Origin of the sequence: Polynucleobacter sp. UB-Piko-W3, assembly GCF_018881635.1 — a bacterium.
GTDB lineage: Bacteria > Pseudomonadota > Gammaproteobacteria > Burkholderiales > Burkholderiaceae > Polynucleobacter.
This window is the reverse complement of record NZ_JACVPY010000002.1, coordinates 1,087,742-1,110,404: the sequence shown is the minus strand read 5'-3', so window position 1 is coordinate 1,110,404 and position 22,663 is coordinate 1,087,742. Positions and strand designations below refer to the sequence as shown.

Below are 22,663 nucleotides of genomic sequence, written 5' to 3'. Positions count from 1 at the left end.
TTTATTCCAATCCTAGTTCGCGAACCTAAAGGGTAGCCATGAAATTTCGTTTCCCAATCATCATCATTGATGAGGACTTTCGCTCCGAAAATATTTCGGGTTCGGGTATTCGCGATCTCGCTGAAGCCATTGAGCAGGAGGGCATGGAGGTGATTGGTTTAACCAGTTATGGTGACCTCACCTCTTTTGCACAACAAGCTTCCCGTGCATCTAGTTTTATCGTTTCGATTGATGATGAAGAGTTTGACTCTGATTCCGAGGATCATGATCTTCCTGCTCTAAATAACTTGCGCGCCTTTATTACTGAAGTACGTAAGCGCAATGAAGATATTCCAATCTTCTTGTATGGCGAAACTCGTACTTCACGTCATATGCCCAATGACATCTTGCGTGAATTGCATGGTTTCATTCATATGAATGAAGACACTCCAGAGTTTGTAGCACGTCATATTATTCGTGAAGCAAAGGTCTATCTCGATTCATTGGCGCCACCATTCTTCCGTGCGCTAACTAATTACGCTTCTGAAGGTTCTTATTCTTGGCATTGCCCAGGGCATTCTGGCGGCGTTGCTTTCTTAAAGAGTCCAGTAGGCAGAATGTTTCATCAATTCTTTGGTGAGAATATGTTGCGTGCTGACGTTTGTAATGCCGTGGAAGAATTGGGTCAACTACTAGACCATACCGGCCCAGTGCTCCAGAGTGAGCGCAACGCTGCCCGCATCTTTAATGCAGACCATTTATTTTTTGTTACTAATGGCACCTCTACCTCTAACAAAATTGTTTGGCACTCTACGGTTGCTCCTGGCGATGTAGTGTTGGTAGATCGTAATTGCCATAAATCAGTAATTCACTCCATCACTATGATGGGCGCGATTCCTATTTTCTTGATGCCAACCCGCAATCACCTCGGCATTATTGGGCCGATTCCTAAAGAAGAATTTGAGTGGGTCAACATCAAGAAGAAAATTGATGCTAATCCATTCATTAAGAATAAAAACGTGGTGCCACGCGTCATGACGCTGACTCAAAGCACTTACGATGGCATCATCTATAACGTTGAAATGATTAAAGAGATGCTTGATGGCAAGGTTGACTCTTTGCATTTTGACGAAGCTTGGTTGCCCCACGCTGCTTTCCATCCTTTCTATAAAGATATGCATGCGATTGGTTCTGATCGTAAGCGCACCAAGAAGAGTTTGATGTTTGCAACTCAATCTACTCATAAGCTCTTAGCTGGTTTGTCACAAGCTTCTCAAGTATTAGTTCAAGATGCCGAAGAGACTAAGCTTGATCGTGATTGCTTCAATGAAGCCTATCTGATGCATACCTCTACGAGCCCGCAGTATGCGATTATTGCCTCTTGCGACGTTTCTGCCGCCATGATGGAGTCGCCTGGTGGCACTACTCTGGTGGAGGAGTCGATTGCTGAAGCAATGGACTTCCGTCGTGCTATGCGCGAGGTGGATGATAAGTTCGGTGCCGATTGGTGGTTTAAGGTCTGGGGACCAGATCACTTGGCAGAAGAAGGTATTGGCGAGCGCTCTGATTGGGTGTTGGCACCCAATGCAGGCTGGCATGACTTTGGCAAATTGGCTAAAGACTTCAATATGCTGGACCCGATCAAGGCAACAGTGGTTACTCCAGGATTAGATATTGAGGGTAACTTTGGTTCTATGGGTATCCCGGCAAGTATTGTTACCAAGTATCTTGCAGAACATGGCGTGATCGTTGAGAAGTGTGGCCTGTATTCCTTCTTCATTATGTTTACCATTGGCATTACCAAAGGTCGTTGGAACACCCTGGTGACAGAGCTGCAACAGTTTAAGGATCACTTTGATAAGAACGCGCCCTTATGGAAAGTGTTGCCAGAGTTTATTGCTAAGCACCCGCGCTATGAGCGCGTTGGCCTAAAAGATATTTGTCAGCAGATTCATGAGTTCTATAAGGGCCGCAATGTGGCTCGCATGACTACAGAGATGTATACCTCTGACATGGTTCCAGCCATGATGCCTTCTGAAGCTTGGGCCAAGATGGCTCATAAAGAAGTCGATCGGGTGCCGCTCGATCAGTTAGAAGGGCGTGTAACAGCCATGTTGGTAACACCATACCCGCCAGGTATTCCTCTGTTGATTCCTGGTGAACGTTTCAATAAACGCATTGTGGATTATCTGTACTTCGCAAGAGACTTTAATGAAAAGTTCCCCGGCTTTGAGACTGATATCCACGGCCTAGTGAAGGCTGATCTAGATGGTCGCAGTCAATACTACGTTGATTGCGTAAGGCAAGAGCGTGACATCACCCTCTGATTAAGAATCTATGCTGTAAGCCCAAATACCCCATATTTTGGAATATTTTTTGCTTGCCAACAATCCCGCAGTTCTCTATACTTGTACAATATATTGAACATGTTGGAGGGCGGGATGAGGGTTATCAATTTTTCTGATGCTAGAAATCAGTTTAAGCAAGTGATTGATCAGGTCGTTTCCGATTGTGACGTCGCAATCATTTCTCGTAGAGATGCAGAGGATGCTGTGGTCATGTCTTTAAATACCTATAACAGCATGATGGAAACATTCCATTTATTAAAATCTCCAGCTAACGTAAAACATTTGGAGAAATCATTGGCTCAATATCGTAAAGGGCAAACAAAAGTAAAGGCCTTGGTGGATGCTAAGTAGGCTAGTGTGGACAAATGCCGCATGGTCTGATTATGTTTATTGGCAAGGACAAGATAAAAAAACCTTAAAGCGTATCAATACGCTCATCAAAGATGCCTTAAGAAATCCGGAGGATGGAATCGGCAAGCCCGAAGAGCTAAGAGAAAATCTATCGGGCTGTTGGTCTAGGCGAATTGATGATGTTAATCGACTTGTATATGCGGTTGAGAAAGATCAACTCGTCATTATTACTTGCCGTTACCACTATGAGTAGTGAGTAGTTCTCGGCGGCTCTTATTTAACCGGCTTATCCAATTGAAATGTTACCGGGGCGTCTTCATCCACCTTATTTACAGATTCTTCCGGCTTTGATTCTTCTGCGCTGGTGAAGTTGAAATCCTGACTCTGTACTATAGCAGCGGGCTTATCTAGTAATGTTGTCACAAGCGCAGGGAAGGCGATGACCACTGCCACCATAATCAGCTGCAATCCTACCCAAGGGAGCGCGCCCCAATAGATATCACTGCTCTTAACCTCTTTTGGTGCCACCCCTCTCAGGTAGAAGAGCGCAAACCCAAATGGTGGATGCATAAATGAGGTTTGCATATTGACACATAGCATCACCCCAAACCAGACAAGAGCAGCGCTCGCAGCAGCTTGTGGATTGCCGTTCATGGAGTCAAGCAGCACCGGAGAGAGCAGTTTGACTGCTACTGGTGCGAGCATCGGCACGATGATGAAGGCAATCTCAAAAAAGTCTAAAAAGAAGGCCAAGAAAAATACTAAGAGATTGACGGCAATCAGAAAGCCAATCCAGCCACCAGGCAATTCCGAGAATAGATTCTCAACCCATAAGCCGCCATCAACTCCTTGGAATACGACTGAGAAGCAGGTTGAGCCGATGAGAATAAAGACCACCATGGCAGTAATGCGCATCGTGTTTTGATAGGCCTCCTGAATTAAGCCTTTGAGATTGGGAATATTCGCTCTGCGTAGCCATGCTAATAGTAATGCGCCCATTGCCCCCATAGCACCAGATTCAGTTGGGGTGGCGATGCCGGTCATGATCGTACCTAGCACTAAAAAAATCAGCACCGCAGACGGGATGATTCCGAGGAGACATTTTTTCCAGAGCGCCCAGCCCTTGAGGGTGATATCACTTGCTGGCATCGCTGGCAAATAGTCTGGACGTATACGGGAGAGGAAGAAGGTGTAGAGCGCAAAAAGCCCAATTTGAAGTAATGAAGGTCCCCAAGCACCAAGATACATACTGCCTACATCGGCGCTACCACTTTGAGTCTTGAGTTGATCTGCTAAAACGATCAGAACTAACGATGGCGGCACTAATTGGGTAATGGTTCCAGAGGCTGCCAAAACGCCTGTGGCGTAGCGCATGTTGTAGCCATAGCGCATCATCACTGGCAAAGAGATCATTGCCATAGCAATCACTTGGGCGGCTACAGTGCCAGTAATTGCGCCGAGAATAAATCCCACAATGATGACTGAGTAACCTAAGCCGCCACGCACTCCCCCAAAGAGTTGACCCATAGAGTCGAGCATTTCTTCAGCAAGACCGCAGCGCTCAAGAATGGCGCCCATAAAAGTAAAAAACGGAATTGCCAGAAGCAGGTCATTCGCGAGTACGCTCCCAAAGATACGCTGTGGGATAGCTTGCAAAAATGGCATACCAAAGAAGCCTTCGCTGATGGCGATGGCAGAAAAGAAGAGAGCAGCAGCCATCAGAGAGAATGCAACTGGGAAGCCAATCAACATAAAGACAATCAGGCCGCCAAACATGAGCGGTGGCATCCACTCTAATGGAATCATTGCATCGGCTTTTCGTAATGAAGATCTTCGGCGGCTAGTGTGCCTTCACCTGTGAGTACGCCAATACGTTTGATGATTTCCGATGCGCCTTGCAAGCTGAGCATGAAGAAGCCAAAGGGCACAACAAACTTAATAGGGTAACGAGCAAGACCACCAGAATTCATCGAATGCTCCATGACTAACCAGGACGGATAAAAGAGGGTTGTCCATGAGAGCGAGGCAAACAAAATACAAGCTGGCATCAAGAACAAAACCAAGCCGAATAAATCTACCCAAATACGACCCCGATCTGACAGGCGTGAGTAAATTAAATCGACACGAACATGCTCATTGCGTTTGAGGGTGTAGGCTGCGCCCAACATGACTGCAGCACTAAATAAATACCATTGCAGCTCTAAGGGCCAGTTGTTGCTGATATCTAGGCCATAGCGTAGCAAGGCATTGACTGCCGATACTACGCAGGACAACAGAATCATGATGCTGGCAGCTTTGCCAAGCAGTTGGTTTATACGATCAATACTCGCGGAAAGTTTAGACCAAAACCCCATGCGATCTAGAGATCTGCACGACCCCGTTTGATGGCAGCGAGTACTTGGGAGGGCGCTGTGCCTCCAGCATGTTGGCGTGATTGCACCGAGCCATCGACGGTTAGCAAGGTAAAGACATCATCACCAATCAGCTCAGGACGATTATCAAGACCACAAGCAAAACGCAGTTCTGAGAGGCTTAAGTCAGTTAGCATGCAGTTTCTACCAACGCAGGCTTTAACGGCGTGAGCAACAGCTTCATGAGCATCACGGAATGCCAAGCCTTTTTTAACTAAGTAGTCGGCTAAGTCAGTTGCCGTTGAAAAACCTTCCTGGGCCGCTACTTTCATGACATCTGCTTTAACTTCGATATGAGGAATCATGTCAGCAAAGATGCGCAGGGTATCTTGCACAGTATCGACTGCATCAAACAATGGTTCTTTATCTTCTTGGTTATCCTTGTTATAGGCAAGAGGCTGGCTCTTCATGAGTGTTAGCAAAGAAATGAGATCGCCATAGACGCGACCTGTTTTGCCCCTTGCTAATTCTGGAACATCAGGGTTTTTCTTTTGCGGCATGATGGAGCTGCCAGTGCAGAAGCGATCTGGTAGATCAATAAATCCAAAGCGTGGACTAAGCCACAGCACAAGCTCTTCAGAGAGACGAGAAACGTGCATCATCAAGATCGATGCAAATGCACAGAACTCAATCGCAAAGTCACGATCTGACACGGCATCTAAGGAGTTATTACAAATACCATCAAAGCCGAGAGTCTTAGCAACTTGCTCTTGATCAATTGGGTAGGTAGTCCCTGCCAAAGCCGCCGCACCTAAAGGCAGGCGATTAAAGCGCGCACGCAAATCAGTCAAGCGACTAGCATCACGACTAAACATTTCAAAATAAGCCATCAAGTGATGACCAAAGGTAATGGGTTGTGCAACCTGCAAATGAGTATGACCAGGCATGATCGTGCCAGCATGCTTTTCTGCTAAATCCAATAGTGCGCTGCGCAGAGCTTGAAGAGTAATAGCAATTTCATCAACACTAGCCCGCAACCATAGACGTAAATCAGTAGCTACTTGGTCATTCCTAGAGCGACCAGTGTGCAGACGTTTTCCTGCATCACCCACGAGCGCAGTTAAGCGTGCCTCAATATTGAGGTGCACATCTTCTAGTGCCAATTGCCATACAAATTGGCCAGATTCAATCTCACTCTTAATCTGCGCCATACCCTTCTCGATATCCGCTAAATCCTGGGCGCTGATGATCTTTTGGGTAGCTAACATCTGGGCGTGGGCCAGGGAGCCGGCAATATCGACCATTGCAAAGCGCTGATCAAAGCCAATTGAGGCGGTATAACGCTGAACGAGCTCGTCTACCGGCTCATTAAAACGGGCCGACCAAGCTTGGGCTTTGTTGTCTAAGGAATTTTTGGGTGAGCTCATAAACACAGTATATTGTTGTACGTCTTTTATTATTTTAAATGCTATGTCCCAGAACACAAATTCTCCCTCTTTGGCAGCTCCTAAGCGCCTAGTTATTGCCTCCCGTGAAAGTCGCCTAGCCATGTGGCAGGCAGAACACGTCCGGGATTGCCTCAAAAAGCTCTATCCAGACTGCGATGTCCAGATTTTGGGTATGACTACCCGAGGGGACCAGATTTTGGATAAAGCCCTCTCTAAAGTGGGTGGTAAAGGCCTTTTTGTTAAAGAGCTCGAAACGGCTCTTGAGGATGGGCGCGCTGATTTGGCAGTTCACTCCCTGAAGGATGTGCCGATGGTGATGCCAGAGGGATTTGATCTTTCTTGTGTGATGGCTAGAGAAGACGCACGGGATGCCTTTGTTTCAAATGACTATGCAAGTCTTGAAGACTTACCCAAGGGAGCAATCATAGGAACTTCGAGCTTGCGTCGCGAGTCAGTACTGCGAGCAAAACTCCCACATTTAGAGATTCATCCTCTGCGTGGTAATTTGGATACCCGCATGGGTAAGTTAGATCGTGGTGAGTATCAAGCCATCATTTTGGCAGCCGCAGGATTAAAGCGTTTAGGTTTAGAAAGCCGAATTCGTGCTTATCTTCCCTATGATCCATACACGCCAGCTGCTGGTCAAGGTGCTTTAGGTATTGAGACTTTAAGCAAGCATCCCAATATCAAACAATGGCTTGCCCCCTTAAATGATTTGCCCACTCTGTTTTCTGTGTCTGCAGAGCGAATGGTATCTCGTCAGCTCGGTGGATCCTGCGAAGTGCCCTTGGCGGCTCATGCTGTATGGGATCAGAGCCAAATGCAAATTCGTTCTTTTGTAGCAAGTGTGGATGGCAAAGCGATTTGTATAGCCAATGGCAATGCACAAGTACAGTCGATTGAAGATGCTGAGGCACTAGGGCTTGCGGTCGCAAAAGATTTGTTAGCACAGGGCGCAGCAGATTTAATTCCGAAAATTACTAAATAGTAATCATCGTAGCGATGAGTGCTAAAACTATCGTCGTTACTAGACCTAGCGGCCAAGCTCGTCAGCTCATCGAGGTACTGATGAGTAGCATTGAGCGCAGTGGGGTTGCTAAGCGCAGTCTCCCAGAAATAGTCTCACTCCCTTTGCTGACAATCGTTCCCAAAGCGGATCATTCACTAGCAGATCATATTGCTACAACATTAAAAGATGCAGATCTGGCGATCTTTGTTAGCCCTAATGCAATTGAATGCGTCATGCGTTTACTAGAGCGTGATTGGCAAGAATTTTCAAAGAAGATTATTCCGATTGGCGTGATGGGTGGAAGCAGTAAGTTGGCGTTACAGAACCATGGAATTGGTCAAGAAAAAAATCCTACTCCGGTATTAATCCCAAAGAACAATGAACAATGGGATTCAGAAGGGCTCTGGCAAGAGCTACAAAGCCTTGGCTGGGACTTCAAAAAACAGAAGATTGTTATCTTCAAAGGTGAGGGTGGCCGCGAATGGCTGGCTGATACGCTAGTGCAAGCAGGGGCGATAGTAGAAGCGATCTCTGTATACACTCGCGTGCCCTTAGATCTTGCTAATCCCGCTTGGCATGTCATTCGTGAGATGGATTTCTCAAAATCACTTTGGTTGCTGACATCTTCCGAAGCAGTGCGTTATTTGGGTCAAGTGGTGAAGGATCAATTTCCACAGGGGCTGCAAACTGCTAGTGCCTTATGCCCACATCAGAATATTGCTGATGCAGCTAAGGTAATTGGGTTTGGTGAGGTATTTACTACTGAGTCTGGCGATGAAGCTCTCATTAAAGCCAGCCTGGCTTGGCTCATGATTTAAGCTTTTGAGAGTTTCAGTAAAGCGGGTAAGAAAATTTCATTGACTAGTATTGGACGACCCTTTAGTTGATAGAGGGTACGTCGAGCCCATAAGGGCGAACTCAATCCACTGTAATTCTTGGAACATCGTTTCCATAAGGCGCTACTTTTATCTAGGCGCGCAATATCCCGTGGCGGTTTTGCTTTGATATATCTTCGTGTTTTTGCAAACAACACGGCACCCAAAGGCTTTGTACCTAGGCGCAGAACACTATGGTTGCTGCCACTAGAGCTTAAGGTCGGAATCACGCTATGTGCCATCACTATGGGAATATTGTTTGCGCACAACAGTACTTCACGCACCCTGCAGCGTCTAATCTTGAAATGGAAATAGCGACTTTCGTCGCTATTGAGTGATTGAGGACAATCGCGCAAAACCCGTACTTCTAGTTTTTGACCAAGTGCGTTCTCAATTTTTTGGGTGAGTGACCCAGTATCGCCAAGCCAAGGCTGCCACTTTCGTGGCGCCCGATGAATTTCACCAGAACCGACTCGATTCCATGAAGAACGGAGACGATTTCGGTGAGCCATTTTTAGTTACCGCTAAAGTTCCGACGTTGACCGCCAGACTTTGGTTTAACAAAACGTGGACCTGCTGGACGTGAGTCAGCAGAGCGTGCAGGGCGTGAGTCAGCAGAGCGTGCAGGGCGTGAATCGGCTGAACGTGAAGGACGTGAGTCAGCAGAGCCAGTCGAGCGCGCTTCGAAATAGCTACCTGAACGATTGCCACCGCCAGAGCCGCCACCACCAAAGCGAGATTCAGAGCGTGCGCCTGAGCCATAACGGCCACCACCGCCACCTGAACGATTGCCACCGCCACCACCTGAGCGACCGCCACCGGAACGGTTGCCGCCACCGCCACCACCAAAGCTAGGCTTTGCTTGTGGCTCAAGGCCGGCAATAACTGACGCTACGATATCTTGCTGTGTAAAGCGTTCGATGTTGCGGATCTTAGCGCGATCACGATGTTCTACCAAAGTGATAGCCACACCATTACGCCCAGCGCGACCAGTACGACCAATACGGTGCGTATAATCCTCAGGTTTCATTGGCAAGCCAAAGTTAATCACGTGACTAATACGTGGAACATCAATACCGCGAGCCGCTACATCAGTCGCTACCAAAATCTTGGTATGACCCTTACGTAAAGACTCTAGGCGACGCATCCTTACAGCTTGAGGCATTGCGCCATGGAGAGCAGTTGCTTCATAGCCGTTAGCACGCAATGTGTCAGCGATCTTTTCGCTTTCTACCTGGGTGCTAGCAAATACAACCGCTTGGTCCAAAGTGGCATCCGCCAAAATATGCTCAAGCAATTTGTGCTTGTGGGACATGCTGTCAGCCCAATGTAATTTCTGTTCGATGTTCGCATGCTTTTCACCTGCGTGAGCAAGTTCAATACGCTTAGCATCAGTAGTCAAGGCATTGGCTAAAGACATAATCTTTGGCGCAAAGGTTGCTGAGAACATTAAAGTTTGGTTGCGGCCTGCACAACGTTTATCAATTGCCTCAAGATCATCAGCAAATCCCATATCGAGCATGCGATCGGCTTCATCAATCACGAGTTGCTTGACGTCATCTAAGCGAATTGCTTTGCTATCGCATAGGTCAAGTAAACGGCCTGGGGTTGCAACCACTAAGAGCGCACCTTTGAGGGCTTGAATTTGTTTGCCATAGGGCATACCACCCATGATGGTTGCAATACGGATGCCTTTCATGCCACGTACTAAGTTCACTGCATCAGCAGTCACCTGTTGAGCTAATTCACGTGTAGGACAGAGTACTAACACTTTAGGTTGTGCGCGACCTGGTACAGGTGAATTGTTTGGATTAGCTTCGATGAGTTGATGAATCAAGGGCAATAAAAAGGCTGCAGTTTTGCCGCTACCGGTTTGGCTGCTGACCAATAAGTCGCCGCCAGCTAAAGCTGCAGGAATAACCTGAGCTTGAACAGCGGTCGCTTGGGTAAAACCCAATTCAGCAACGTTTTTAAGTAGTGGGGCTGCTAGGGCGAAAGACTGGAATTCAGATCCAGTCGGCTTTGAGTCTTTCGACTCGTGTTGAGTTTCTTTAGAAAAAGTCATGCTATTACACATCCCTTTCAAGGGATGTCTCCGTATGTTGCACCTATGGTTTTATAGGATGCGATGGTCAAAGGCATCGACCATCAGGCAGGCGGCAGCGCGTTTTTTGAACTTCGATGTTTATGACTTCTAAACGGTACGCTGAAATATAGCTGGGGGGCGATGAATCAAATTGCTTCAAAAGCCTCTCATTATGACAGTTTGAGAGGTTGATTACAAGGGTTTTCCCGAATTAATTATGATGCAGGGATGGAATTTTTCTCCTTAGACCTACTCAAGCCCTCAAATGCTGGAATTGTTGATTTCACAAGCTACCTGCTGGGCACACTCTTCATCATCTTATTGCCAGGGCCTAATTCCCTCTATGTATTAACAACTACGACGCAAAGGGGTTGGAAGTTAGGTGCTTGGAGTGCGCTAGGGATCTTTATTGGTGATTTTATTTTGATGATTGCCGTTGCCTTGGGTGCCGCCTCATTGCTAATGTCCTCGCCAGTCATTTTTACCATCGTCCGAACTCTGGGGGCGGCCTATTTAGCGTGGATGGGAGTTGGCTTACTGTGGAGTGGCCAACAGCGCTGGGTATCAGAGGGGCATTCAGAAGCTTATGAAATCCAAGCACGCCTCATGCGATTTCATCCATTGCTTGCGGCCCTCGCCCTATCCCTAACAAACCCCAAGGCAATCTTTTTCTTTATCGCCTTCTTTTCTCAATTTATCCGTTCTGATTCTACAAATCCTACATATACCTTTTTATATCTAGCCACTGTTTTGCAGTTGATGAGCATGACCTATTTAGCGGCCTTAATTTGTGTTGGCCAATTCTTCTCAAAGTTTTTTGAGGCTCATCCGCGTTGGGCTGCTAGCCTGTGGATGCTCGCAGGGTTCTTATTTATCGGATTTGCTCTACGCTTATTAATTGCCTGATTACTTCAGCCTCTTCAATAGGCGCTCTGTATTCTTAGTATAGGGTGGACGAGCAGGCTTAGTACCCTTCAAAAGATTGCTACCGAGTAAGCCGCGTACTTCCAGGATTGGCTTGTGATGACTAAAGGTATCAAAGCCCGCCTTACCGTGATAAGTGCCCATACCGCTGGCACCAATTCCGCCGAAGGGTAAGGATTCGACCGCTGCATGCAATAAGGTGTCATTAATGGTGACACCACCAGAACGAGTCTCTTCTAAAACACGTCGCATATTCTTTTTATTTTTACCAAACCAGTAGAGGGCTAAGGGATTAGCCCTATTATTGATATAAGCAATAGCTGCGGCAGTATCTGCAATAGTGACGATTGGAAGAATAGGCCCAAAAATTTCTTCATGCAGAACACGCGCCTGGGGCGCTGCACCAATTAGTGCTACAGGCTCAAATCTTCTTGCTCCAGCAGAGAGATTATTGAGTAAGGGAATTGCTTTTGCTCCATGATCTAGAGCATTGCTTACCAAGTGCTGCCAGTATTGCAACTGCGCATCATTAATCGGGCCAGTCAGCTCTTCCGGATTGCTAAATTGGGATTGAGCCGCAGCTTGAAGTTCTTGAATAAAAGTATCTTGCTTGCCTTGTTCAATCAGAACGTAATCTGGAGCAATGCAGGTTTGACCGCCATTAAGTAATTTGCCATAAATAATGGCGCTAGCAGCTTCTTGGAGATTGGCTGTTGAATCAAGGATTGCTGGTGTCTTGCCACCAAGCTCTAGTGTCACAGGAGTCAGATTTTCGGCAGCAGCACGCATCACTTTTTTGCCGACAGCTTCTGATCCAGTAAAAAGAAGGTGGTTAAATGGCAATGCGGCAAACTGTTCGGCTACATCGATACCACCAGTGGTGACACAAAATTCGCTGGGGTGGAAATACTCTTGAATTAAGCCTGCTAAGAACCCAGAGGTACGAGAGCAGCGATCAGAAGGCTTTAGCCAAACGCGATTCCCAGCAGCAAGCGCTGCAATAGCAGGAACAAGGGCTAATTGGATTGGGTAATTCCATGGACTCATGATGCCAATAACTCCAATCGATTGACTTTCGGTCCACGCCTCTGAAGAGTCCATAAATGAGGGTGTTTCCATTCGTACAGGTCGCATCCACTCTTTGAGATGTTTGCGTGTGTACTTAGCTGCTTGATACACCATCTGAAATTCTGCAAGGCGGGTTTCAATCGGATGGCGCACTCCGAAATCTGCTTCCAATACTTTGCAGATTTTTTCCTCATTGACCTTAATCATCTTTTCGATTCGACTAATGCGCTCTAATCTCACTTCAAGAGTGGGGTTAGATTCGGCAGCATAGGCTGCTTTGATTTCCTCAAGCTGGATGGTGAAGCGATTCATAGTATTTAAAAGTTGGCAAATATAGGAATAAGGCATTAGGATAAAGCCATGAACGAAACTCTTGAGAAAAATCAGCCCCTACTAGAGCAGGCCACCTTGGGCGGTGGATGTTTCTGGTGTCTTGAGGCTGTGTACCAGCAAATTACCGGGGTTAAATCGGTTGTTTCTGGATATGCTGGGGGCCCAAGACCTAATCCTACTTACGAAGCAGTTTGTACTGGGGTTACTGGCCATGCTGAAATTGTGGACATTATGTTTGATCCACAAGTGATTTCATTTAGGGATTTATTGGAGATTTTTTTCGTGATTCATGATCCCACCACATTGAACTATCAAGGTAATGATCACGGCACACAATATCGATCAGTCATTTTTACGCATAGTGATGAGCAGAATAAAATGGCTCATGAAGTTGTTAAAGCACTTGAAGAGTCGAGAATTTACTCTAGCCCAGTGGTCACGCAGATTGATGCGGCGCCCACCATTTTCCCAGCTGAAGACTATCACCAGAATTATTTTGTGCAACATCCTAATCAGGGTTATTGCAGGGCAGTAGTTGCGCCTAAGTTAGCAAAGTTCAGAGCGAAATTTAAATCGCTGATAGCGCCACAATACTCTTAAGGTGCTAGGCGGTTTATTTGCCAAGTAGAGCCATCTAATTTGTAATGAATGCGGTCATGCAATCTGGAGGGACGGCCCTGCCAGAATTCCATTTCAGTAGGACGTAGGCGGTAACCACCCCAATGCTCAGGACGAGGTGGCTTATCCCCGAATTCTGCTTTAAATTGTTTCTCAGCCTCTTCTAAAAATTCACGATTCGGAATGGCCAAGCTTTGTGGAGAAGCCCAAGCACCGATTCGTGATGCTGAAGGGCGGGAGTGGAAGTATTCATCGCTTTCAGCAGCGCTGACACGTTCTACTACTCCCTGAATACGAATCTGGCGCTCCAGCTCGTGCCAATGAAACAGCAGGGCAGCTTGAGGGCGGACTGCCAATTCTTTGCCTTTTTGGCTTTCGTAGTTAGTGAAAAAGCTAAAGCCAGTTTCATCAGCGCCTTTTAGTAAGACAATACGAGCTGATGGATTTCCAGCTTTATCAGCAGTAGCTAAAGTCATGGAATTGGGTTCGGGGCACTCGGCTCTTACGGCCTGGTCAAACCAGAGCTTAAAAAGAGGCAAAGGATTACCCGGTACATCGGTTTCAGAAAGTTGACCGAAGGTATAGTTTTTGCGAAGTTGAGCAATGGAGTCCATTTATTCAGTATAAAGAGAAGCTATGGCAGAAGACAAGGTAGTAGAAAGCATGGAAGATCGTCGTTTTGGCGGAGTCGCTAGACTTTATGGACCAGAACTGCGGGAGCGCTTTCGCAATGCCACGGTGGTGGTTGCTGGTTTGGGCGGAGTCGGCTCTTGGGCTGCTGAGGCCTTGGCCCGAACTGGCATTGGGCGGCTCGTCTTAGTGGACTTTGATCACATTGCAGAGAGTAATACCAATCGCCAACTCCATGCCTTAGAGGGGCAGTACGGCAAGGCCAAAGTAGAGGCGATGACACAACGTATTTTGCAGATTAATCCCGAGATCAAATTAACGCCTTGCGATGAATTTCTGACGCCGGAAAATTTAGATGTACTTATACCAAAAGATGCATTGGTATTAGATGCTACGGATTCAGTACAAACCAAAATTGCTTTATCAGTATGGGCAACTAAAAATCATCGTGCACTCGTGATGTGTGGCGCTGCAGGTGGTAAGTCTGATCCAACTTCTGTGCGTTGTGATGATCTCTCTCGTACCGAGCAAGATGCTTTACTAGCAAAGGTACGCCAAGGACTTAGACAAGATTATGGCTTTTCTAGAAATCTGAAGAAAAAAATTGGTATTCGTGCCGTTTACTCCCATGAGCCACGAGCTGGCACAGCAAGTGGTGGTCTTGCTTGTACTGGTTATGGCTCTACTGTGATGGTAACGGCCGCTTGCGGTCTTGCTGCCGCTGCTGAGATTCTCAATCTGATTGCAGCACAAGAATAACTTTTGCTCGCTTGGCAATAAATCCCTAAGGGGATTCCCTGTAGGAAATTTCTGATTCTTTTGCAGTCAGGAATATTTTAGAGATCGCAATAACCTTGATTTAAAAGACATTTCCTTTTGATGTGATCTACTTTTTATATCTTTAATCACTTTAGGTATTTTTATCCCCTAGCACATCTGCCAAGCACTCCCTAGACTTTGCCTCGTTGGTAAATCGGCCAACGGTAAACCGAAAGGAGGTCTCTTTTGCAGACTGAACAAACAGGCTTAAAACGCCATCTCAAAGTAAGACACATTCGCTTGATGGCGTTAGGCTCAACGATTGGAGTTGGATTATTTCTAGGATCAGCAACTGCGATCAGGATTGCTGGGCCATCCATTCTCTTGGGTTATCTCTTGGCGGGGATCGTTGCCTTCATCGTGCTGCGCACTCTGGGTGAAATGGCAGTTCATGAACCTGTAGCTGGCTCATTTGCTGCTTATGCCAATAATTATGTGAGTCCATTAGCAGGTTATATGGTCGGCTGGGGTTATTGGACTTATTGGGTTGTGGTGGGTATTGCTGAAGTCACTGCTGTTGGAATTTATATGGGAATTTGGTTCCCAGAAATTCCTCAGTGGATCTGGGCGCTATCTTCCATAGCGATGATGGGTTTAATTAATCTCATTGCAGTCAAAGTCTTCGGTGAGTTTGAATTTTGGTTTGCTCTCATTAAAGTAGTGGCAATTATTGCCATGATTGCGCTTGGTGGATCGGTGATCTTGTTTGGGTTTACCAATGATTGGCAACCCATAGGCTTAAGTAATCTGTGGCAGCACGGCGGCTTCTTTCCGAATGGCATTAGCGGGATGTTGCTCTCCCTGCAGATGGTTTTATTTGCTTATGTTGGCATTGAAATGATTGGTTTGTCGGCAGGTGAGGCTGAGAACCCAAAGAAAACAATCCCAATGGCGATTGACTCACTGGCATGGCGTATCTTGATTTTCTACATGGGCGCGATCTTAGTCATTCTGGCAATCTTCCCTTGGAATGAAGTAGGTCAACAGGGCAGCCCTTTTGTGGTCATGTTTGAGCGGATAGGCTTGCGTGAAGCGGCTGGCTTGATTAACTTCGTTGTGATTACTGCAGCACTTTCATCCTGCAATGCCGGCATCTTTAGTGGCGGGCGCCTCTTATATTCCCTATCAAGCAATGGTTACGCACCAGCACCATTTGCCAAGCTATCGAAGTATGGCGTTCCTCATTACGCAGTAATGGCTACAGTTATAGTGTCTATGACAGGGGTTGTCTTGAACTATTTTGTTCCAGATAAGGCCTTTCAATACGTCATGGCTGCAGTGACCTTTGTTGGCTTAATGGTTTGGATTGCGATTTTATTTACTCAGCTCAAATTCCGTCGCTCGTTAAGCAAAGTCCAAGTAGCTGAGCTTGCCTATCGCACTCCTTGGTATCCGTATTCCTCATGGTTTGCTCTTGCCTTCATCTTTTTGGTAATTGTGCTGATGGGCTTTCATGAGGATGCACGAATCGCCTTGATATTAGGCCCGTGTTTATTAGCAGTGTATCTAGTGATGTTTTACATCGTTGGCTTACACCATAAGACAAAAAATAATCGTGAATTTAAATAATAGGAGATGACGATGATTATTGGCGTACCTCAAGAAATCAAAAATAATGAGTTCCGCGTAGGACTTACCCCTGGGAATGTTAGTGGGCTTTGTAAGCAAGGCCATGCAGTTCTGATTCAGCGCGGGGCAGGGGAACAAATCGGCCTGACAGATGAGTCCTATCGCATTGCTGGCGCATCGTTAATTGACAGTGCTGCAGAAATTTTTCATAAGGCTCAGATGATTGTGAAAGTGAAAGAGCCGCAAGCACAAGAATGCGCTATGTTGCGTGAAGATCAGATTCTGTTTACCTATCTACATTTAGCTCCTGATCCAAAGCAGACCAAAGCATTAATGCATTCTGGTGCTACTTGTATCGCCTATGAAACAGTAACGGCCATGAGTGGGGCATTACCACTACTTGCTCCCATGAGTGAAGTAGCGGGTCGGATGTCGATTCAGGCAGCTGCATCTCATTTAGAAAAGACGCATGGTGGTTTAGGTGTTCTGATGGCAGGGGTTCCTGGTGTGTCGCCCGCTAAGATTGTCATTCTGGGGGGTGGGGTAGTGGGCCGTAATGCTTTGCAGATGGCAGTAGGTCTTGGTGCAGATGTGTGTATCTTTGATCGTGATATTGATCGCTTGCGTCAGATCGATATGTTGTATGGCAATCGAGTGCGTACTTTTTACTCTGACAATTTATTGATTGAGCAAGAGGTATGTGAAGCAGACGTTGTGATTGGTGCAGTGCTGTTGCCCGGTGGTGCGGCGCCAAAGTTAGTCACACATGAGATGGTAAAGAAGATGAAGCCTGGTGCCGTGGTAGTTGATGTGGCAATTGATCAAGGCGGTTGCTTTGAAACTTCCAGACCTACAACGCATGCTGACCCCACTTTCTTGGTAGACGGTGTATTGCATTATTGCGTTGCCAATATGCCTGGTGCTGTTGCTAGAACATCTACATTTGCCTTAACTAATGCAACTTATCCATTTGTAGAGGCTTTGGCTAATCGAGGCGTCCTGAAAGCCTTATCAATGGATCATCACCTGCGCAATGGCCTGAGTGTGCATAAAGGGGCCTTAACTTCTAAACCAGTTGCTCAAGCTCAGGGCCTAGAATTTTCTTTGGCAGAGGAGCTCTTGGTCGCATAAGTTATTTTTATAGGGGTTTGTAGTTTTGCATCGCATGGACGCATTGGGGATTTAAACTATCCCCAATGTATTTCTCCTTGCTGTGCTTACTGAAACGACTAAATTCATGGATTTTTCTGCTCTAGCCCTCTCTACTGGGGTTGTTGCCTTAGCAGAGATGGGCGATAAAACCCAACTTCTCTCATTGATGTTGGCTGCGCGCTACCCCAAACAAGCTTTGGCCATTATTGCGGGCATATTCATCGCCACCATTGCTAATCATGCATGTGCTGCCTTGTTAGGCCATTGGCTCACTACTTTGGTTTCTCCCGATGTGATGCGCTGGATTTTGGGATTGAGCTTTTTAGGAATTGGTTTATGGCTTTTAGTGCCAGATCATATTGATGACGCTGCACGATCAAAGGTTGCTGATCGTGCGTTACAAGTATTTGTGCTGACAGTAGGTTTATTCTTCTTGGCTGAGATGGGTGATAAGACTCAAATTGCGACGATTGCCTTAGGCGCGCGATATGAAGATGTCCTCTCTGTAACAGTTGGCACCACATTGGGGATGATGCTGGCTAATGCCCCAGCAGTCTGGATTGGTCAAAAATTTACCAAGCGCATGCCGATCAAGTGGGTGCATGCGGTTGCCGCCGTTACCTTTATTGCGATTGGCATCGCCACGCTAATTTGGGGTTAGAGGATTGTGAGGGGCTCAGCTACTCTAGTCAGGGCTTAAAATAAAACCATGAAAACTGATCTGCCACAGAGCTTTCGTCGGCTCGAATACCGTCCTCCTGTTTACACCTTTGATCAAGTAGAGCTTGATATCGCTTTAGATCCTGCACGCACGATCATCAAAAGTCGGATTGAGGTATTGCCTGGTAAGAGTTTTAAGGCTGGGGAGCCCCTAGTTCTAGTGGGTCATGAATTAGAGTTTGTGAGTTTGCGCATTAACGGCGAGGCTCATCGTCACTTTGAACTCACCCCTGATTTTTTAATAATTCATTCTTTACCAAAAGAGGGTAAGGAGAAGTTTATTGTTGAAATCATTTGTGTTTGCGTCCCAGAGAAAAATACCTCTCTCATGGGGCTGTACGTTTCCAATGGGAACTTCTTTACTCAATGTGAGTCTGAGGGCTTTAGAAAGATTACCTATTTCCTAGATCGCCCTGATGTCATGGCACGCTATCGCGTGACCTTGCGGGCGCGTGAAGCTGAGTACCCAGTTCTTTTATCTAATGGCAACTTATTAAAAACTGAAAAATTACCGAACGGCTGGCATAGTGCCATCTGGGAGGATCCCTTTCCAAAGCCATCCTATTTATTTGCCTTGGTGGCCGGTAAGTTGGAATGCATAGAAGAGACTATCACTACAAGTAGCGGCGCCAAGAAGCTATTGCAGATCTGGGTAGAGCCTCATGATCTTCAGAAGACCCGTCATGCCATGGATTCCTTAATTGCCTCGATTCATTGGGATGAAAAACGTTTCGGTCTGGAGCTCGATTTAGAGCGCTTCATGATCGTGGCGGTTGGTGATTTTAATATGGGCGCCATGGAGAACAAGGGTTTAAATATCTTCAATACTAAATTCGTCTTGGCCCAGCCAGAAACTGCAACGGATGCTGACTTCGCTAATATTGAGAGCGTTGTAGCTCATGAGTACTTTCATAACTGGACTGGTAATCGAGTCACTTGCCAAGACTGGTTTCAACTTTCTCTGAAAGAAGGCTTAACAGTCTTTAGAGACCAGGAGTTTTCTGCCGATCAAATGGGTACTGAATCGGGTAGGGCATTGAAGCGAATTGAGGATGTCCGTTTACTTCGCCAGCTACAGTTCCCTGAAGATGCGGGTCCGATGGCTCACCCGATTCGTCCTGATGAATACCAAGAGATCAGCAACTTTTATACCGTAACCGTCTATGAAAAAGGCTCTGAGGTGGTGCGGATGTATCAAACCCTGCTGGGTATAGAGGGTTTTCGCAAGGGAATGGATTTGTACTTCAAGCGTCACGATGGTCAAGCCGTCACCTGTGATGATTTCTTGATGGCGATGGCTGATGCCAATGGCAAAGATCTTACCCAGTTCAGAAATTGGTACAGCCAGGCAGGGACACCGCGGGTTAAGCTAGAGGAGCATTACGATGCGACAAAAAAACAATATCAGATCACATTGACTCAAAGCTGCGCGCCAAGTCCAGGCCAGCCGGATAAGAAGCTCTTTCACATCCCATTGAAGATGCGTTTGATTACCAATAGCGATGATCAAGTAGAGCAATTGTTGGAATTAACTCAAGCAAGTCAAACCTGGACTTTTGACAATATTGATGAGCGCCCAGTACTGTCAATTAACCGGAATTTCTCGGCCCCGATTCATTTAGACTTCGAGCAAAGTGAGGCAGATCTCCTCACCCTGTTCTCAAGTGATGACGATTCCTTTAATCGCTGGGAGGCTGGCCAGAAGTTAGCTATGCAAATGATTTTGAATCATCGCTTACCTGATAAGCAATTAATTGATGCCTATCGCAATCTATTAATGGACCCTAAACTCGATCCAGCCTTTAAAGATTTGGCCTTAACGCTGCCCGCCGAGTCTTATCTGTATGAGCAGTGCACGAGCGTAGATCCACAGAAAATTTTTACCGCACGCCGAGCATTTCGCAGGGAAATTGCTAAACAGCTACAGTTAGAGTGGGCCGCGCTCTATCAGCAGATGCAAACGCCTGGACCGTTTAAGTCAGATGCGGTAGATGCAGGCAAGCGGGCTTTAAAAAACCTGGCTCTGAGTATGTTGCTTGAAGCCAATACTGCTGTTTGGGCGCCGATGGCAGTTAATCAATATCGTATTGCCGATAATATGACTGATCGCTATGCTGCTTTAGCTGGATTAGTAATTCATGGGGCTAGGGAGGCAACTGATTGTTTGAGTGATTTTTATGAACGCTTTACAAATGATGCGCTAGTGATTGATAAATGGTTTGGCTTGCAATCGAGCCGTCCACCGGTTGATGGCCTTGAGCCAACTCTGGGCAATGTCAAGAAATTACGTGAGCATCCGGCATTCAAAATGAATAATCCCAACAGAGTGCGAAGCGTGATTCATACTTTCTGCTCGAATAATCCGGCGAGTTTTCATCAGACAGATGGCAGTGGTTATGAATTTTGGGCGGATAGCGTTCTGGCTTTGGATCCCATCAACCCCCAAGTTGCAGCGCGTTTAGCCAGGGCTCTAGATCGTTGGCGCCTATTTGCAGGACCCTATCAAGACCACATGAAATCGGCTTTGAAGCGTGTGGCAGCCTGCCAAACCCTCTCTCCAGACACCCGGGAAGTAATCAGCAAGGCATTAAGCAGCTAGTCTAATTTCCTAGTGGAGCCTATCGCTATAAGAAATGCCTAGTTTAGTTGCAAGACTTTCTAGATGTTTATCTAGTGTCCAGATAAGAGTATTGCCTGACAGCAGAGTCGAGCTGAGAAGTGATACATCAATTGCCCCACACCCTGATTCATAGAGTTGATGTTTTTCTATGAACTCTAGAGTTTCATATGGGGTAGCAACTGTTGCTTGCTGTAATTTTTTTAAGTAATCCAATGTCTTCGATCTTGGCGATGGCGGTGATCCACAAGCCAACTCTATGATGACTAATGGGTGAGAGAGAATCTGGTCATTCGCTAATAGAGATTGAAAAGTAGCATTAGATTTTCTAAAGTGAGCAACCCATACTGATGTATCGACCAAAACCATCGTCATAATTACTGGCCACTCTTAGGTCTGCGACGCGGGATACTCCTCATTTGGGGCGATTTGCCACCCAAAGAAGCTAGTCTTTTGGCTACCTGAACTCGAATAAAAACATTAATAGCTTCACGAAATAAATCAGCCTTATCCATCGCTGGATCGGCAAGATCTAACCCTCTCTGGTATAGATCGTCGTCAATAGTGACTGTTGTTCTCATATTCATCCTCATCAATAATGATGTATTATAGCATCTAAATTGACATCAAAAAGTACAATTTTCTTAGCTCACAGGCATTTAATGCCTAATTTTTGGTAAGAAAGTATCGTTTTTAATACTTATAGAGGTAACAGGGCAAAATAGAGCCTTCAAGAACTTCGTTGCTCATAACTGGAGAAACACTTTTGTCCTCAGGTATCAATACTAATTTTAAGCAGTATCTGGTTGCCACCAAACCAAAGGGTGTCGCTATACCTGCCGGCCTTCAAGATTTATTGCTCGCAGTTGTCAATACTTGCTCCACTCTTAGTCATGAAGTAGCGCAGGGCGCCTTGATTGGTTTATTGGGTTCTGCTGGCAGTGGAAATGTGCAAGGCGAAGTGCAACAAAAGCTCGACATCATTGCGAATAATCAATTGATGGAAGGTGTTAAAGGATGTCAATCCCTTGCAGGTCTTGCTTCAGAAGAAATGGAATTGCCTGTAGCAGTGCAGGGTACTGGCGATTACCTTCTCTTGTTTGATCCACTTGACGGCTCATCCAATATTGATGTGAATGTATCCATCGGCACTATTTTCTCTATATTGAAAAAGCAAGATCCTAACGCACCACTACAAACTTCTGATTTCTTGTTATCAGGTCGTCACCAAGCGGCTGCTGGTTATGTGGTTTATGGCCCGCAAACTACGATGGCTCTGACTTTGGGTGATGGCGTAGTCATGTTCACTTTAAACAAAGAGACTGGTGAGTTCTTATTAATCAAAGAGGCTGTGACCATTTCGCCTTCTACCAAAGAGTTTGCGATCAATATGTCCAATATGCGTCATTGGGCTGATCCTGTGCGTCGTTATGTTGAAGAGTGCTTGGCTGGCACTACTGGAACACGTGATAAAGACTTTAATATGCGCTGGATTGCATCGATGGTAGCTGACGTGCATAGGGTCTTATCTCGCGGTGGCGTATTTATGTACCCGTGGGATAAGCGTGATCCAAAGAAAGCGGGCAAATTACGCTTGATGTATGAAGCAAATCCGATGAGCTTTTTAGTAGAGCAGGCCGGTGGTGCATCGATTAATGGTACTCAGACTATTATGGATCTCCAGCCAACTGACTTGCATGAGCGTGTCTCAGTGATGCTGGGGTCTAAAGAAGAGATTGACCGCTTAAAGCAATACCACTCATAAG

At 46.2% G+C, this 22,663-nt stretch carries 22 protein-coding genes; 13 read left to right on the top strand and 9 right to left on the bottom strand.

Annotated elements, in window-relative coordinates; genetic code table 11:
• Positions 1–38: 38 nt before the first annotated feature.
• From ICN31_RS06000 to ICN31_RS05990, 3 genes are all read left to right on the top strand, one after another.
• Entirely contained in the window at positions 39–2,306 is a 2,268-nt protein-coding gene (locus ICN31_RS06000; RefSeq protein WP_216259551.1) for an arginine/lysine/ornithine decarboxylase, read from the top strand.
• Positions 2,307–2,420: 114 nt separating this feature from the next.
• Complete coding sequence (locus tag ICN31_RS05995) at positions 2,421–2,678, top strand: type II toxin-antitoxin system Phd/YefM family antitoxin (RefSeq protein ID WP_216259549.1); 258 nt, start codon at positions 2,421–2,423, stop codon at positions 2,676–2,678.
• Entirely contained in the window at positions 2,668–2,931 is a 264-nt protein-coding gene (locus tag ICN31_RS05990; protein WP_216259547.1) for a Txe/YoeB family addiction module toxin, read from the top strand. The genes ICN31_RS05995 and ICN31_RS05990 overlap by 11 nt, the downstream gene beginning before the upstream one ends.
• A gap of 20 nt (positions 2,932–2,951) precedes the next feature.
• Here the strand turns inward: ICN31_RS05990 and ICN31_RS05985 are convergent, their stop codons facing one another.
• The 3 genes from ICN31_RS05985 to argH are packed head-to-tail and all read right to left on the bottom strand — an operon-like array spanning position 2,952 to position 6,456.
• A complete protein-coding gene (locus tag ICN31_RS05985) occupies positions 2,952–4,484 on the bottom strand; it encodes a TRAP transporter large permease subunit (RefSeq protein WP_216259545.1) in 1,533 nt (510 codons plus the stop codon).
• Positions 4,481–5,032 carry a TRAP transporter small permease subunit gene (locus ICN31_RS05980; protein ID WP_216259543.1) on the bottom strand — a complete coding sequence of 184 codons (552 nt, stop codon included), beginning with the start codon at positions 5,030–5,032 and terminating at the stop codon, positions 4,481–4,483. Before ICN31_RS05980 ends, ICN31_RS05985 begins: the two co-directional genes overlap by 4 nt.
• A gap of 5 nt (positions 5,033–5,037) precedes the next feature.
• Positions 5,038–6,456, bottom strand: coding sequence for an argininosuccinate lyase (gene argH / locus ICN31_RS05975; RefSeq protein WP_216259542.1), 1,419 nt, complete (start codon positions 6,454–6,456; stop codon positions 5,038–5,040).
• A 43-nt stretch (positions 6,457–6,499) separates the two neighbouring features.
• Between argH and hemC the strand changes: the two genes are divergently transcribed.
• Positions 6,500–7,465, top strand: coding sequence for a hydroxymethylbilane synthase (hemC, locus tag ICN31_RS05970; protein ID WP_216259540.1), 966 nt, complete (start codon positions 6,500–6,502; stop codon positions 7,463–7,465).
• Positions 7,466–7,479: 14 nt separating this feature from the next.
• The gene (locus ICN31_RS05965) at positions 7,480–8,304 is read left to right on the top strand and encodes a uroporphyrinogen-III synthase (RefSeq protein ID WP_216259538.1); all 825 of its coding nucleotides are present in this window, start codon (positions 7,480–7,482) and stop codon (positions 8,302–8,304) included.
• Here ICN31_RS05965 and ICN31_RS05960 read toward each other — a convergent pair.
• Positions 8,301–8,873 carry a chorismate lyase gene (locus tag ICN31_RS05960; protein WP_216259537.1) on the bottom strand — a complete coding sequence of 191 codons (573 nt, stop codon included), beginning with the start codon at positions 8,871–8,873 and terminating at the stop codon, positions 8,301–8,303. The two genes, ICN31_RS05965 and ICN31_RS05960, sit on opposite strands and share 4 nt — an antisense overlap.
• Positions 8,874–8,875: 2 nt before the next feature.
• Positions 8,876–10,426: a DEAD/DEAH box helicase gene (locus tag ICN31_RS05955; RefSeq protein WP_216259535.1), complete on the bottom strand. Its 1,551-nt coding sequence runs from the start codon at positions 10,424–10,426 to the stop codon at positions 8,876–8,878.
• Between the two features lie 249 nt (positions 10,427–10,675).
• Here ICN31_RS05955 and leuE point away from each other — a divergent pair, with 249 nt between their 5' ends.
• The gene (leuE, locus tag ICN31_RS05950) at positions 10,676–11,353 is read left to right on the top strand and encodes a leucine efflux protein LeuE (protein ID WP_216259533.1); all 678 of its coding nucleotides are present in this window, start codon (positions 10,676–10,678) and stop codon (positions 11,351–11,353) included.
• Here the strand turns inward: leuE and ICN31_RS05945 are convergent, their stop codons facing one another.
• Positions 11,354–12,751: an aldehyde dehydrogenase family protein gene (locus tag ICN31_RS05945; RefSeq protein WP_216259532.1), complete on the bottom strand. Its 1,398-nt coding sequence runs from the start codon at positions 12,749–12,751 to the stop codon at positions 11,354–11,356.
• A gap of 48 nt (positions 12,752–12,799) precedes the next feature.
• On the opposite strand from ICN31_RS05945, the gene msrA reads away from it, so the two are divergent.
• Positions 12,800–13,372 carry a peptide-methionine (S)-S-oxide reductase MsrA gene (msrA, locus tag ICN31_RS05940; RefSeq protein ID WP_216259530.1) on the top strand — a complete coding sequence of 191 codons (573 nt, stop codon included), beginning with the start codon at positions 12,800–12,802 and terminating at the stop codon, positions 13,370–13,372.
• Here msrA and pdxH read toward each other — a convergent pair.
• The gene (pdxH, locus tag ICN31_RS05935; protein ID WP_216259528.1) at positions 13,369–14,004 is read right to left on the bottom strand and encodes a pyridoxamine 5'-phosphate oxidase; all 636 of its coding nucleotides are present in this window, start codon (positions 14,002–14,004) and stop codon (positions 13,369–13,371) included. The two genes, msrA and pdxH, sit on opposite strands and share 4 nt — an antisense overlap.
• Positions 14,005–14,026: 22 nt before the next feature.
• On the opposite strand from pdxH, the gene ICN31_RS05930 reads away from it, so the two are divergent.
• The 5 genes from ICN31_RS05930 to pepN all read left to right on the top strand — a co-directional run bounded on the left by ICN31_RS05930 (position 14,027) and on the right by pepN (position 20,879).
• Complete coding sequence (locus ICN31_RS05930; protein WP_216259525.1) at positions 14,027–14,779, top strand: ThiF family adenylyltransferase; 753 nt, start codon at positions 14,027–14,029, stop codon at positions 14,777–14,779.
• A gap of 303 nt (positions 14,780–15,082) precedes the next feature.
• The gene (locus ICN31_RS05925) at positions 15,083–16,408 is read left to right on the top strand and encodes an amino acid permease (protein WP_255530978.1); all 1,326 of its coding nucleotides are present in this window, start codon (positions 15,083–15,085) and stop codon (positions 16,406–16,408) included.
• Positions 16,409–16,420: 12 nt separating this feature from the next.
• Entirely contained in the window at positions 16,421–17,539 is a 1,119-nt protein-coding gene (gene ald / locus ICN31_RS05920; protein WP_216260801.1) for an alanine dehydrogenase, read from the top strand.
• A gap of 106 nt (positions 17,540–17,645) precedes the next feature.
• Positions 17,646–18,221, top strand: a complete 576-nt coding sequence (locus ICN31_RS05915) for a TMEM165/GDT1 family protein (protein WP_216259521.1) — start codon at positions 17,646–17,648, stop codon at positions 18,219–18,221.
• A 48-nt stretch (positions 18,222–18,269) separates the two neighbouring features.
• Positions 18,270–20,879, top strand: coding sequence for an aminopeptidase N (pepN, locus tag ICN31_RS05910; RefSeq protein ID WP_216259519.1), 2,610 nt, complete (start codon positions 18,270–18,272; stop codon positions 20,877–20,879).
• A 9-nt stretch (positions 20,880–20,888) separates the two neighbouring features.
• Here the strand turns inward: pepN and ICN31_RS05905 are convergent, their stop codons facing one another.
• Both ICN31_RS05905 and ICN31_RS05900 read right to left on the bottom strand, forming a co-directional pair.
• A complete protein-coding gene (locus ICN31_RS05905) occupies positions 20,889–21,272 on the bottom strand; it encodes a PIN domain-containing protein (RefSeq protein ID WP_216259516.1) in 384 nt (127 codons plus the stop codon).
• A gap of 2 nt (positions 21,273–21,274) precedes the next feature.
• A complete protein-coding gene (locus tag ICN31_RS05900; RefSeq protein ID WP_216259514.1) occupies positions 21,275–21,478 on the bottom strand; it encodes a type II toxin-antitoxin system VapB family antitoxin in 204 nt (67 codons plus the stop codon).
• A gap of 185 nt (positions 21,479–21,663) precedes the next feature.
• Between ICN31_RS05900 and ICN31_RS05895 the strand changes: the two genes are divergently transcribed.
• Positions 21,664–22,662 (top strand): class 1 fructose-bisphosphatase, encoded by a 999-nt coding sequence (locus ICN31_RS05895; protein ID WP_216259512.1) that lies wholly within the window; start codon positions 21,664–21,666, stop codon positions 22,660–22,662.
• The last annotated feature ends 1 nt before the right edge of the window (position 22,663 follow it).